This is a genomic window from Parashewanella hymeniacidonis, from assembly GCF_016900895.1.
GTDB classification, from domain to species: Bacteria; Pseudomonadota; Gammaproteobacteria; order Enterobacterales; family Shewanellaceae; genus Parashewanella; species Parashewanella hymeniacidonis.
Window position 1 is genome coordinate 1 of record NZ_JAFEUN010000016.1, and the last position, 13,885, is coordinate 13,885.

The 13,885-nt window shown below is 40.5% G+C and carries 12 protein-coding genes and 4 tRNA genes; 6 read left to right on the forward strand and 10 right to left on the reverse strand.

The features are described from left to right. Positions 1-899: 899 nt before the first annotated feature. Positions 900-1,433, reverse strand: coding sequence for a heme-binding protein (locus JQC92_RS05190; protein WP_204998650.1), 534 nt, complete (start codon positions 1,431-1,433; stop codon positions 900-902). Then, positions 1,426-1,629 (reverse strand): twin-arginine translocation signal domain-containing protein, encoded by a 204-nt coding sequence (locus JQC92_RS05195; protein ID WP_204998651.1) that lies wholly within the window; start codon positions 1,627-1,629, stop codon positions 1,426-1,428. Before JQC92_RS05195 ends, JQC92_RS05190 begins: the two co-directional genes overlap by 8 nt. 538 nt (positions 1,630-2,167) lie before the next feature. Here JQC92_RS05195 and JQC92_RS05200 point away from each other — a divergent pair. Further along, the gene (locus JQC92_RS05200) at positions 2,168-3,493 is read left to right on the forward strand and encodes a sphingomyelin phosphodiesterase (protein WP_204998652.1); all 1,326 of its coding nucleotides are present in this window, start codon (positions 2,168-2,170) and stop codon (positions 3,491-3,493) included. 68 nt (positions 3,494-3,561) lie between these two features. Here the strand turns inward: JQC92_RS05200 and lysS are convergent, their stop codons facing one another. From lysS to JQC92_RS05220, 4 genes are all read right to left on the reverse strand, one after another. Beyond that, positions 3,562-5,067 (reverse strand): lysine--tRNA ligase, encoded by a 1,506-nt coding sequence (gene lysS / locus JQC92_RS05205; protein WP_204998653.1) that lies wholly within the window; start codon positions 5,065-5,067, stop codon positions 3,562-3,564. 12 nt (positions 5,068-5,079) lie between these two features. Continuing rightward, positions 5,080-6,178, reverse strand: a protein-coding gene (gene prfB / locus JQC92_RS05210; RefSeq protein WP_204998654.1) for a peptide chain release factor 2 whose coding sequence is annotated in 2 segments (ribosomal slippage) — positions 5,080-6,102 and positions 6,104-6,178 — 1,098 coding nt in all. Because the reading frame shifts where the segments join, the coding sequence is not laid out codon by codon here. 108 nt (positions 6,179-6,286) lie between these two features. Continuing rightward, positions 6,287-7,444: a chromate efflux transporter gene (gene chrA, locus JQC92_RS05215; RefSeq protein WP_204998655.1), complete on the reverse strand. Its 1,158-nt coding sequence runs from the start codon at positions 7,442-7,444 to the stop codon at positions 6,287-6,289. Positions 7,445-7,872: 428 nt separating this feature from the next. Continuing rightward, positions 7,873-9,060, reverse strand: a complete 1,188-nt coding sequence (locus tag JQC92_RS05220; protein WP_204998656.1) for a glycerol-3-phosphate dehydrogenase/oxidase — start codon at positions 9,058-9,060, stop codon at positions 7,873-7,875. Between the two features lie 321 nt (positions 9,061-9,381). Here JQC92_RS05220 and JQC92_RS05225 point away from each other — a divergent pair, with 321 nt between their 5' ends. Genes JQC92_RS05225 through JQC92_RS05245 form a run of 5 tightly spaced genes read left to right on the forward strand, consistent with a single transcriptional unit; the run spans position 9,382 to position 13,225 of the window. After that, entirely contained in the window at positions 9,382-9,858 is a 477-nt protein-coding gene (locus JQC92_RS05225) for a CesD/SycD/LcrH family type III secretion system chaperone (protein ID WP_204998657.1), read from the forward strand. Further along, positions 9,851-11,509, forward strand: coding sequence for a type III secretion system translocon subunit SseC family protein (gene sctE, locus JQC92_RS05230; RefSeq protein WP_204998658.1), 1,659 nt, complete (start codon positions 9,851-9,853; stop codon positions 11,507-11,509). Before JQC92_RS05225 ends, sctE begins: the two co-directional genes overlap by 8 nt. A gap of 29 nt (positions 11,510-11,538) precedes the next feature. Then, the gene (sseD, locus tag JQC92_RS05235; protein ID WP_204998659.1) at positions 11,539-12,534 is read left to right on the forward strand and encodes a type III secretion system translocon protein SseD; all 996 of its coding nucleotides are present in this window, start codon (positions 11,539-11,541) and stop codon (positions 12,532-12,534) included. Positions 12,535-12,544: 10 nt separating this feature from the next. Then, positions 12,545-12,940: a hypothetical protein gene (locus JQC92_RS05240; protein ID WP_204998660.1), complete on the forward strand. Its 396-nt coding sequence runs from the start codon at positions 12,545-12,547 to the stop codon at positions 12,938-12,940. A gap of 48 nt (positions 12,941-12,988) precedes the next feature. Continuing rightward, positions 12,989-13,225 carry a hypothetical protein gene (locus JQC92_RS05245; RefSeq protein WP_204998661.1) on the forward strand — a complete coding sequence of 79 codons (237 nt, stop codon included), beginning with the start codon at positions 12,989-12,991 and terminating at the stop codon, positions 13,223-13,225. A 24-nt stretch (positions 13,226-13,249) separates the two neighbouring features. Here JQC92_RS05245 and JQC92_RS05250 read toward each other — a convergent pair. From JQC92_RS05250 to JQC92_RS05265, 4 genes are all read right to left on the reverse strand, one after another. Continuing rightward, positions 13,250-13,326, reverse strand: a tRNA-Pro gene (locus tag JQC92_RS05250). Between the two features lie 35 nt (positions 13,327-13,361). Next, positions 13,362-13,438: transfer RNA gene (locus JQC92_RS05255), tRNA-Pro, on the reverse strand. Positions 13,439-13,443: 5 nt separating this feature from the next. Next, a tRNA-His gene (locus JQC92_RS05260) sits at positions 13,444-13,519 on the reverse strand. Between the two features lie 48 nt (positions 13,520-13,567). Beyond that, a tRNA-Arg gene (locus tag JQC92_RS05265) sits at positions 13,568-13,644 on the reverse strand. Between the last annotated feature and the right edge of the window lie 241 nt (positions 13,645-13,885).

Here is a 13,885-nt window from a genome sequence, read left to right on the forward strand (position 1 = left end):
GACATATGCAATGGTTGCATCAATATCAATGCCACTAACTTTCAAAATAAGCTACAACTCAATGAATGATATCAACAGCATGACATGATGATTAGATCGGTCAAATGATCGTGAAAAATAGTGAGTTGAGTGCAGGTATTTTGTTCATTTAACTTTCAGAGTGCTGAATAGTTACAAAAGAAGAAAGTATTTCAGTAAACAAGTTCAAAGGGTTGCTCCAGAATTTGCAATACATTATTTGATGAAAAACGGTTCAGCACCGCTCTATTAAAACCTGAATATACCCAAGGGCATAAAAGCTCGTTGTCATGATAAGGTGATAGAGGCGGATACCATCAAGGCTACAAGACAGATTTCTTGATAAATAAGCCGAATATATGACAGCAATGAACCCTGTTTTTTCAAAAACTAATGCCTTGTAAATAGGGGAGAGTCCATATATGGGTATATATTGCAACCTCAGCTTTGGGTTACCATTATCATCCTGCTCAGCTAATTCTTGAAGGTAAAACGTTAATTGCATTTCCGTTGCCTTGGCCTTCTGATTAATAAAAGGAATATTCTTAATGCCTCCACTTTTATTTCTAGAATCAAACGTAAATAGAGTCGTTTTTGTTATCTCTTCGCTTTCGTTTACAGATTTTAGGTAATCACTGGGGTGCAGTGGGTCAAATACGCCTTGAACCTAGAAAACTCAGTTGGGTACGTTTTCAAGCGCAGAAAAAATTATCGGTAGCAAGGCAGAGCGTGCAGCAAGTAGTTAATCTACTTGCAAATGTTCTAACGCAGATAACGGCAATTTTAACCAGCTTGTGAGCGTAGAGCGATTCACCCAACAGGTGATAATATTCAATCAGGTTATTAATTTACTTTCATGGGCTTAAAAAGTCATTTAGCGTTCAACTGAGTTTTTTAGGTTGAAATAAATGCTCATGAAAATGCTTATAAGGCGCTAAATAAGGAGAGTTAATATCTCGTGCTGTAGCAATGGGCAATCCTGCAAAATCTTTTACATCAGGCACACCATCCGTTTGGCTCATATTTCCCAGTACCAATACAGAGTCGCCATGAGGGACTACTTCTATTCGTGCTATATCAAAATCTTTCTTTTGTGAGTTTTTAATATAGAGAAACTTACCGACCTCATGGTGAATATCAAGATTTTTACCTCCAGCTTCGCCACTCACAGGACTATCCTCTGCCGCAAGTTGTTTTATACTCTGCTGATAAGCTATAGCTGTTATAAACTGATCTTTTGGAAACCCTCTATTTGCGACATTTTCATCAATGTGTTTAAAAGTTAATTCTTCATTGTATTGATTTACGAGTAAACGGTAGGCGAACGGACCTTTTGGATAGGGCAAAGCAATCATATTGAAGCCATGCCCCGGTAGCGTTTTATTGCTCCAAGTGCCTACAAGCTGCTTAAACACACCTTGATAATTGCTTACTTCCTGCTGTGAAAGGAAATGCCGAGTAGGGCTCGATGAGGGATGAGGGGAAAATTTTAGCTGATAGCGGCATAGATTGAACTGCCATCGCAGCCAGTGCTGCCGTACAGCCAAATTTAATAAAGTCACGGCGACTTTTACTGCAATCACTCTCTTCATTATTTTTTCTGTTTGCCATTAATTATACCTTCACATTCAACGAAAACGCTTATTTCTGAGGTATGTTACTCGGTTCACACTTGCTGATTATTGAATAAAGCCTAGGGGCTGTTGATCTTTGTTTAATAATTCAGCTGAGCAATACATCGCCTTAATCGAGGCGGAAATAGTGCAATTTAGTCATCTAAATAAACTATTTTTAACACAGAGTAAGGCGATTTAGACTCAGCCCGTAGGGCAATGGTTATTTTTAACGCTATCTGCATTGTCACTGCGCTCATTTAGAAGAACTAAATAACGCTTGTTTCGCTTTGCTATCGTCAAAAAATAATCATTGCTGAAAATATAAACAAAGATCAACAGCCCCTAAGTTAACCATTCCGAAAACGTATAAATGTTGATGTTCATTTCATTACTGAATCATCAGTATTTGAGCTGAATATATCTAATAGCATTTTTAAATATAATATGTTGAGTTCCCCGCTTATAATCAACTGTTCTACAAAGGATATTATCCGCTCGGACGCCATACATTTATCGGCATTTGAGGATACAATATGACTGCTAAGCGCTTATCTATTGCAAGCAGTATGCTAATTTCATTATTTACGATGAACAGCTATGCAAGCGATTTTACGATTTCAATTACCAACAGCTTCACGAATCCAATATCCATTACATCCATCAAACAAAACAAGGCAGAACTACTTGATGAACCAACAAGCATTGCTGCGTTGAGCAACAGTAATTTTAAGCTAATCGGTAATGATGTATCTGATAACCAATTTGAAATTCAGCTTGAAAATATGAGCCGTCAACTGACATTGGATATTACTGAAGCCGACGGAGCAATCAATGCCACTTTATCAGGAGATTGTGATTCAAACGGCATACACAAATTATGTAATTTAGATTTAAAAGCGGATGATAAAGTAAATAGATTTAACCCTGAAATTGCTTCAATACATTCGGAGGTTGACGCCAAATTATCTTCTGCTAATTTATCGGTCATGTTAAACCCAACGCACAAGGGGCCAGAACTCAATAATGATGCAAGTAAAATCTCGGTACTTTCTTACAATGTTTGGGGAACTAAAATATACGGTTCTAAAAAAGAAAATGAACGCTTCAATGCCATTCCCGAAAACGTTGCTGGTTATGACATACTTGCACTCACGGAGGCAATTGATCAGAAAGCTACAACGAATATTTTACTCCCGAAATTAGCGCCTGAGTATCCCTATGCAACTAAAAATTACCATAACCTGTTTTTTGATCACCTCCCCAGAGTTGTGGGTTCTGGTTTAAGAATTGTATCTAAATATCCAATTGTCAGGGAGGATATCCATTACTTCCATCGTTGTGACGGGCTTCAATGTTTCGCCTCGAAAGGTGTTGTATATGCAAAGGTTGATAAACTCGGTCAGATTTACCATATATTCCTTTCTCATACTCAGTCAGGTACATCTTTTGATGCTAAAAATGATCGATTAGCTCAAATAAAAGAGATTAAAGATTTTATTGATTCAAAAAATATCCCTGATAACGAGCCTGTTATCGTAGCCGGAGATCTTAATATTGATAAAATCAACATGCCAGACGAATACGACACCATGCAGACGAGTCTAAATACTCAGGTGCCTCCAATGTCAGGATGGGAATATTCATATGATCCTCACCATAACCACTGGGCTAAAGGTGATAATGAATACTTAGATTACGTACTGCCCATAAATGACCATTTAATACCGTTGAAATCCTTTAACCGGGTACTGTCTTTAAGAAGTACTAATGACGATTTATGGGGGGTATGGGACTTATCAGATCATTATGCCGTAGCAGCTACTTTCGAGTATGCGTTGAACCCACATCCAACGAGATAAAGCTTTGCCCCTAAAAAAGCCCTGAACTTTCAGGGCTTTTTTTATTGTCATTCACACCAAGGTGAAGACTATTGTCCTTGAGGACGCATCGCTGGGAATAAGATCACGTCACGAATCGTATGGGTGTTGGTAAACAACATCACTAAACGGTCAATACCAATGCCTTGGCCTGCTGTTGGTGGCAAGCCGTGCTCTAGTGCAGTGATATAGTCTGCATCGTAGAACATTGCTTCGTCATCGCCTGCATCTTTCGCTTCAACCTGTGCTTTAAAGCGGTTGTCTTGATCTTCTGCATCATTAAGCTCAGAGAAACCATTTGCGACTTCACGACCACCGATGAAGAATTCAAAGCGATCAGTGATAAATTCGTTTTCATCATTACGGCGAGCAAGCGGAGAAATATCTGCAGGGTAACCAGTGATGAACGTTGGTTGCATTAACTGAGGCTCGGCGGTTTCACCAAAGATCTCTTCAAACAATTGACCACAAGTCCAGAATGACTCAACTTCAATGTGTAGACTTTTAGCCAGCTTGCGCATGAATTCTACGTCTTTAACTTCTTCATAAGTCATTGACTGAACCGTTGCGTTGTCTGGGTTGTAATGCTTAATCGCATCAAGCATGCTCATACGAGCGTATGGCGCACCAAAATCAACGGTATGCTCACCATAGGGAAGTTTAGTGTCACCACAAAGTTCTTTTGCGATTGAACTCAGCATCTCTTCCGTTAGATCCATTAGATCTTGGTAGTCAGCGTACGCCATATAGAATTCCATCATAGTGAATTCTGGGTTATGGCGTGGTGATAACCCTTCGTTACGGAAGTTACGGTTAACTTCAAATACACGCTCGAAACCACCAACCACTAGACGCTTTAAATAGAGCTCTGGCGCAATACGTAAGTACATAGCCATATCAAGTGCATTATGATGAGTCTCAAATGGACGCGCTGTTGCGCCACCTGGGATGGTATGCATCATTGGTGTTTCAACTTCCATGAACTCTTTTTTGATCATGAAGTTACGGATTGAAGAAACCACTTTAGAACGCATAATAAAGGCTGCACGAGAGTCTTCATTCACGATCAAATCAACATAACGCTGACGATAACGCATTTCTTGGTCAGTTAAGCCGTGGAACTTTTCAGGCAATGGACGCAATGCTTTGGTCAGCAATTGGTAGTCTTCCATGTTCACGTAAAGATCGCCTTTACCAGAAAGGTGCAATTGACCAGTAACACCAATAATGTCACCAATATCTAAACCTTGGTATTTTGCTTTCAGTTCTTTTTGAACAGGCTTACCAGCATAAGCTTGAATGCGGCCAGAAACGTCTTGGATCACTAAGAAAGGACCACGTTTCGCCATTACACGCCCCGCGATTGAACGCTGAACGCCCATTTCTTCTAGCTGCTCTTTAGTGTACTCGCCGTACTCAGCTTGAATATCAGCAGCCTTGTGTTTTCGATCGAAGTTGTTTGGGTGACCATTAGCAGGACAAGCTTCGCGAATATGGGCGAGCTTTGCACGACGCTCAGCAATGAGCTTATTTTCATCTTGGACGTGTTCAGTCATTTTCTTCTCTCTTTACAAACCTGATTTCAGGCTGGCTTCAATAAATCTATCTAGATCACCGTCAAGGACGGACTGTGTACTGCGATTTTCTACGCCTGTACGTAAATCTTTAATGCGGGAGTCATCCAAAACGTATGAACGAATTTGGCTTCCCCAACCGATATCAGATTTTGCATCTTCTGCAGCTTGCTTATCCGCATTTTGCTTCAGCATTTCAAGCTCATACAATTTCGCTTTTAACTGCTTCATAGCTGCATCACGGTTTTTATGTTGCGATCGATCGTTTTGACACTGCACAACCGTATTGGTTGGCAAGTGAGTAATACGAATTGCAGATTCCGTTTTATTCACGTGCTGACCACCTGCCCCTGAGGCACGATAAGTATCGACACGTAAATCAGATGGATTGATATCAATTTCAATTGAATCATCTACTTCTGGATAAACAAAAACAGAGCAAAATGAAGTATGACGTTTACCTGATGAATCAAAAGGCGATTTACGTACAAGACGATGAACACCAGTTTCAGTACGTAACCAACCAAACGCATATTCACCAGTAAATTTGATTGTTGCGCCTTTAATGCCGGCAACATCACCATCCGTCACTTCAATTAATTCAGGTTTAAAATCGTGAGCTTCACCCCAGCGCAGGAACATACGTAAAACCATGTTCGCCCAATCTTGCGCTTCAGTACCGCCTGAGCCTGATTGAATATCAAGGTAGCAATCAGATTCATCATTTTGACCAGAGAACATGCGACGGAATTCTAGCTCTTCAAGGCGAGATTTAAGATCGGTTAATTCTGCACTAGCATCATTAAACGTTTCTTCGTCATCTTCTTCAATCGCCAGCTCTAAAAGACCTTCAACGTCCTCTAGGCCGTTATCCATATCATCAATGGTCTTTACGACTTTTTCTAACGACACACGCTCTTTACCGAGCGCTTGGGCATGTTCAGGATTATCCCAAACTTCTGAACTTTCAAGCTCACGGGTAACTTCTTCTAGACGCTCTTTCTTAGCATCATAGTCAAAGGTACCCCCTAAGAAGATCTGTCCGCTCAGACAACTCCTTAATTTTGGTTTTCACCGGATTTACTTCAAACATGAATTTCTATTCGCTTATCCGTATTGAAAACCGTCATTGACGGCTTTCAGGTAAATTAAAAAATCAGCCGAGTATTTTAACCTAAGCGCCCTGCTCTGGAAATAGCCACTACAGGTTTTGTAGAACAAATTTTACGATTTGAAAGAGTAGGATAAGCATACTGAGCTTAAGAATCGAAAACCCTTGCCATCTCAATAGGTAAAACCCGGTAAGAACGATCAAACCATCAGCAACAGATACAACGGATGAGATGGCAACGGGCGATACCCAAGCTGCCGCAAGAATTCCTACTACAGCTGCACTCAGCATGTTAATCGCAGCACTAAAATTTGGCCGTTGGCTTAAGCTTTCCCAAGTAGGTAATACAGCGAGTAACAGCAGAAAACCAGGAGCAAAAATAGCGAGTGTCGCCAGTAGTGCACCAATAAAATTGTTTCCTTGCCATACCGTTGTGCCTAAAAAGCTGCTTAACGTGAACATGGGCCCAGGGATAAGTTGAGCAAAACCGTAACCAGCTAAAAAGGTCTGCGAATCGATAATTTCAGACAATCCATTTTGTAAAAGCGGCAGCACCACATGACCGCCACCAAAAACTAATGAGCCTGCTAAGTAGAACTCTTTAAGCACTTGAATATTTTGTGGATAGTGGTTTGACCACAACAACGCAAGCAATAGTGCTGAAAACAGCATTAACCAACGCTTTTTAAACTTCAAAGACGAAGTTTCACTTACTGCTTTTGTATTTGCGAAAAGTGTACTTCCTATGATTGCCGCTATCAGCAATACCGCAATTTGTATGATCGCGTTAGGGAAATACAACAACACGACAAACGAAAATAACGCCATAATTCGAGTGGCGATGTCACCACAAAAGTTTTTACTCATCCCGACGACAGCATCGGCCACGACTATCACAGCTAATAGCTTCAATCCATGAATCAATAGCTGCAGCCAAGAGGTTTCAAGCCAAGTTGAACTGACAATCGCTAATACAAACATCAATACAAATGAAGGTAATGTAAAACCAATAAAAGCGGCTAGCGCTCCAACTAAACCACCTCTATGATATCCAACGGCAAAACCAAGCTGACTGGAGGCTGGACCTGGTAAACACTGACATAAAGCGAACAATCGTTGAAACTGTGCCTCACTAAGCCACTTCAATTCGCCAACAAATCTTTTGTTGAAGTAACCGATATGTGCAACAGGCCCCCCAAAACAAATACAACCTAAAATAAGAAACTGCCCAAAAATATGTAGCGGCATTGCCTTTTCCCTTAGTATTTTTGGGGCCAGATTATGACACTTTAGTGTCATAATTATTACATACCTCAATTGCATTAGATTTATACCCATGATACCTGAAGATGCATGTTTCAGGACTTTTTCAGCGCCAATTCTTTGAGGCGCATTAGCGAAGGAATATCGGGATTCTTTCGAGCTAATGTAACAAAGAAGAATTGGCGCTGAGAAGTCCACGCAGTGCGAGTTGCACAGCTTGTTACTCTTCGTTGCCAGTGCTAACAATAGTTCACTATTGCCGCACACTGTCGCCTTGATTAACAAGTTGTGCATTCTCGCTGAAATCGAGCATCTTCAGGTATCATGGGTATATAACAACAAACTTAAATCTTTGAGATAAGTTAAGTCTTAATAAAAGCATTAAAGCGACTTTGTCTGAACGGAGTATTTAATTAGTTAGCCTTTGGTTTGGTTAAAGCAATCTTATCAAAATCAGCCACTTGAGTTCTTTTTCCCAATCGTTTTTCAAGCCAAACCAGTGTTTGTTTTGCCGTCACTCGATAAGTTGTTAATTTGCCACCTAATATAGTGACCACATTTTGATGCTCTGGGTATACTTTCATCATGGTTTCACGTGAGCGTTTGTAAGGATTAAATGAATTTTTAGGTAAAACTCTGGCGCCACAAAAGGTTCTTATAATCAAACTTTTTAATTCTTGATAGGAGTACTGCTCAAAATAATGAGCATAGATCTCACAAAGGTACTGAATCTCATTTTCGGAAGCTTTAAATGTATCAGGCGCTTCTTTAACTGCACTCTCAGTTGTCCCGACCAGGGTTTTTCCGTACCAAGGCATCACAAAAACCACTCTAGTATCTTGATGCGATTCAAGATATAGAATATGGTCGCTCGCTGAAATATCCAGTAAAACATGAGAACCAGCCACGAGCTCTACTTCCAAATCAGGTACTCGCGGGACCAGTTTTTTTGCTATTTCTGTTCCCCAAGGCCCTGCAGCATTTACGACACATTTGGCATTAATCTTTACAATTTCACCTTTTGATTCAGTTTCAACCACATAAGATTCACCTTTTTTCTCAATTTTAGTGCAATTGCAATTTTCATAGATTTCGGCGCCCATTTCTTGTGCACTTTGGGCCACCGAAGAAGTTAAAAGGTAATCATCAGTTTGAGCATCCCAATACTGAAATAGTGCGATCATCCCTTCTTGTCTAATGCCTGTAATGGTTGCCCATTCCTTTCTATTTACACGACGAAACTGGCCGTAACGGTTAAAACCACTCAATAAATAATACAAACTTAAACCAGCAAAAAGCTGCCAAGGTTTTCGTTGGCTAGATTGGTATACTGGAATATAAAACTTAACTGGCCTCACTAGATCTTTTGCATTGGCAAGTAGAAACGAACGCTCTGATAATGATTCATAAACCAGCTTTAATTGCGCCGTTTCAAGATACCTAAGGCCACCATGAATCAATTTACTCGAATTAGAGGATGTGGCCTTAGCGATTTTATTTTTATCGACTAAGATCACTCTATAACCTGCTGCTGACGCACATTGCGCTACGCCAGAACCTAAAATTCCACCTCCAATTATCACTACATCTGCATCTTTCATTTAAATGCCTCGAACATTAGTAATGTGATAAATAACCATCCAGTGGTTTGACCAGTTACAAAAATACTTCTTCTATTTTTCGATATCGCCAGAAACTTAACCATCTATTATTAATATCAGAAGAAGTCTAAAAACGCTGTTAAAAATGACCTGTTCATCAGCCAAACTCAGCGATATGACTATACTAAAAACTATAGCAGCTAGACGTTAAGTACAAAAAGGTAGAAACCACTGCCCCTTAACGATTAAAAGAGTGAGCATCAGACTTCTAGCAAAACAATTTTTATTCATCTGTGTAGTACCTATTGAAGGAGTTGTAAGATGAAAAATGAAGATTTCGATACGCTACAAAAGTTCGTTCAAATGGGCGGCTCTTTGAAAATGCTAACGGATATTGAAGATAAAGATTTAAATAACCTTTATCAATATGCGTTACAACTTGTCGCTTTCAAAGACTATCACGGTGCAAGAAACATCTTCTATATGCTTTGGCGCATCGATAGTTGGAACTTTGATTATAACTTCTCTTTAGGCTTGATGTGTCAACAATTAGATCAGCATCACGAAGCCATTTATTGCCTATGCAGGGCTGGAACTCTTCAAATCGATAACCCACTGCCTTCATACCATGCAGGGCTAAGTTATAGTGCACTTGGAAATTTAGAATTTGCAACAAAGAGCTTTACTGCTTCCTTAAATTGGACAAACGGACGGCCTGAGTTTTCCGAAGTAGAGATTTCAGCTAAAGAGCAATTGGCTCTGTTAGATACTCAAACTAAGGAGGTTCAAAATGCCTAGTGGTAGCGGAATTGCAGGTAAGCCTGGTGTTCATATTCCCCATGTGGGAACTCCAGACTACAACACTGACCTTAACCCAAACTTAATCGATGCTAGCAATCATGCGATCAAAAAAGCAACATCATTACCGCATTTTAATCAATCTGCCGGTGCATTGCTGAGTCATGTTGATGAACAAGACAAAAAGCAAAAAAAAGAACAAGTAAGTTTTAAAGATTATGATCAATCTACGCAGAATATCTTAAATGCGATAACTCATAATGCGAAGCCCAGCTCTCCAGAGATGAAAGCGGCGATTAAATCACTCAGCAGTATTTCTGGTAGAGATCTACCAAAAATAGATATGCGAGCACTAACTGGCATGATGGGTAACCTTTGTTTATCAGTCTTCTCGGCTACAGCTGATGCGAAGTCTAGAGCCAGTAAGATTATGACTGATTCACAATGTGATATCCGAGACAAAAAAGTTAAGCAGTATCAAGACCAGCTAAAGCAACAAGCTGATGCTGCTAAGAAAGCCAAAAAGCTTGGCATTTTTGCTTGTGTTGTCGACTGGGTGGTTAGTATTGCCGAACAGATTTATGGGCTATTCAAACTCGTTGAAGGGGTTGTTGAAGCCGTCGCCAGTTTCGGTTGCGACCCAAATGCTTACGCCAGTGTTGTAGCTGGTGCGGCCTATTTCACTGCAGGTGTAGTCGGCATGGTCAAGGCTGCGGCTGAAACAGCTAAACTCTGTGGCGCTGACCCGAAAATCTGTGACAAGGTAGCTGAAATAGCCGGTTATATACAACTGGGTGTTGAAATGGTTGGTCTTGCAACGGATATCTTTGGTGCAGGTATGGCCTTTAAAGCGGCAAGTGGTGCGGTAAAAGGTGCGGCTGAAGCTGCAACCAAAGCTGCCGGCGAAGAAGTGATGAATGCCGTCACCAAAGCAGGAACTGAAGGTGCTGAAGAGGGTGTTATGGAAATGACAGAGTTAGGTGCTAACTCTGCAGCTAAAAGCATCGAAGAAGTGTCTGAAAAAATAGCTGAAGAAGTATCTGAAAAACTTGGAGACTCTATTGTTACACGAATTCTTAATCAGGGCGTCAAAGAAATCGTCGAGGAAGCGGGTAAAGAAGGTTACAACTTAGGTAAAGAAGCACTTAAAGATACGGTTAAAAATGTATTCAAACGCGTAACAAAAGCCTTCGGTAAAGATGCGATTAAATCAATGGTTAAAGACAGCCTAAAAGAATCGATGGAAGCGGCAGCGAAGCAATCCTCTAAAGGCGTAAACCGAAGCCTAACAAGAATTATTAGCGACATGAACGTAAAACTCATGAAGCGTTGTGCGACTGCAGCACTTAAAGTCGCCGTAAAAGGCGGGTTTTTAACCGCTGTTTTCGGCTTGGGACAATCGATTAGTCAAGGTGGTAAAGGGGCGAATGCTATCGTTCAGGGTAATTTTACAAAAGCAATCCAAACCCTTATAACGCAACAAGGATTTTTAGGGCTTCTCGACCAAGACATGGACTCAAGCAGGAAAGAAGAAGAGAAACAAATCAAAGACGTGCTAAGTAAAAGTGCAACTGTCCTACAAAACGTTAAGGATATGCAAGAGCAAATGATGCAAGTCAGCGTTCAGGTTGCTGTGAATATTAGCCGTTAATATACAGGTTTAGACATGAGGAATTTATTATGACTAGCATTACACCACTCCATGCGGCGCACATTGCAGCACAAAACGCCGACATGCTTTACTCAGACGATGATGACATCAAAGGTGGAACAAAAGGAAAAGGCAGAAAGCGAGCATTAAGCAACAGAGGAAACCTAAAATCATCAACGGGTCATCACAATGGAAATAATAAAGCCCGAAAAGGAAAGAACCAACAAAACCAGTTGAATCGAACCTTAAATAGTGAAGTACATCGTCAATTAGATGAATTAGACGATGAAGTACAAGACATAGGTAAACATACCCAAGATTATAAGCAAAGACATGCTGCTTTCGCTAAGTTAAGTGATCATGACAGGCTTACAAGTACGCTAAAGTCAGACAATAAGTTCATTAATGACCTTGGTGACTTAAATAAAGATTGTAATGACTTTTATTCAGCCCTTAAAAAAGATTACGGCAATCTCGGTTCAGGTAGTCTTGATGGTGCTCAAGCCATCGCCGAAATTAACGATCTGATGTTTAAGTTAGCTAAAATGTTCCAAGCACTGCGTAATATCGTTCAGGATGCTAAAACACTGTTTGATAAGCTCAATTGGGATATCAAAATGAACGCCTTAAATCAGAAAATGGATGCGATAGGACAAACACGTAATGCAGCTATGCTTGCCGGTGGACTGAGTGTTGCTGGTGCTGCAATCGGCTCTGTTGCGAGTGTCTGTGGTGTCGTTGGTGGTGCAGTAGGTAAAGTCGGAATCGGCGAGAGTTTATCAATTGGTGGTCAAATGTTCAGTAAACTTTCTGATGGCGCTGGTAGTATGGGCAGTGCACAGATTACTTATCAAGCTGATATCAAAAGAACAGTCGCAGGTTTAGTCGACCAAATTTCTGAGCAGTTTTCTAAAGATGTCAGCGATGCATACTCAAGAGCAAATAAAACCTCTGTTGATATGATTTCGCTATTAACAGAACTTGTAAACTTGCATAGAGCTATCGAATCCGCACTCAGCAAATAATAGGTGAATCATGGATCCAGTTTCTGAATATTTTGAAAGTAAGGGAATTACGCCCGAAACAGCCTACTTCGGAGAGAGTAACTACGAAGTAGGAAAAACGGTCAATACCGAAGAATGGACAATGACATATCGAGTTGAAGAAAACGAAGTGATTATTGGTAATTTTGAAACCCATGAAAAATCTCCAAAAGGAATAAAAAGTTCGGTTTCAGCTTTTGTGGAATTACTAAAAAGCTTTAAACAGCTACCCGGAATTGAGAGGGTCAAAGGCATGGTGTTATCAAAACAATGCTTCCCTTGGGAAGAAGAGGAGCGAAAAAAGCTAGAACTACTCAAAAAGATATATTTACAAAACGGAGCGGTAGAAGAACTTGATGGAGAAGGCGATGTTTGGGTTGTTTACTGATTGTTAAAAGCGAGTTCCATTAAAGCGTTATTTCCAAGGAGTGGAATTATGATGTATTCACGGCTCAATATTATCCCATACGATAATGGTTTAAAATTAGAACCATTGAACGAGCTTTGCCTTCTTTCGAACAAATCAGCTGAAGAGCTATTGGTTTCGTTTACCCAGCAATCAGCAAGAAATATCAATACCCATGACTTTCCTTTAAACCTTAAAGGTTCAGATCACAGTCGTTTTTATTACCCGATTCATTTTGACGCTCAATCAGATACAAAAAAGCCCTAGTGTTTAAACTAGGGCTTAATGTTTTGGTCGGTGATAGAGGATTCGAACCTCTGACCCTCTGCTCCCAAAGCAGATGCGCTACCGGGCTGCGCTAATCACCGTATCTGGGAAAACTGAAATATCAGTTTTTAAAATGTGGTCGGTGATAGAGGATTCGAACCTCTGACCCTCTGCTCCCAAAGCAGATGCGCTACCGGGCTGCGCTAATCACCGAGAAGTGGGGTGACTGATGGGGCTCGAACCCACGACAACCGGAATCACAATCCGGGGCTCTACCAACTGAGCTACAATCACCACAAATATTTGCTAACAATTTCATGAATAGTGCATTCATTCCAGAAATGGTGCGCCCAGAAGGATTCGAACCCTCGGCCTCACCCTCCGGAGGGGTGCGCTCTATCCAACTGAGCTATGGGCGCTCATCATCGGTTAGCGCGGCGTATAATAGGGATAAATGAATGCCGCGTCTAGTACTGATTTCACTTTTTATTTTATTTGCTCAAGAAATAGCACATTAAGCCGAGTTTTATACATTATTCGATTAAAATTTGACTTAGCAGATAAAAAAAGTCATGTTAATTCTAGTTGCGATAATAAAAAAGTCATGTTAATTCTAGTTGCGATAATAAAAAAGTGAATAATTCCAAGCTGGAGTGAATA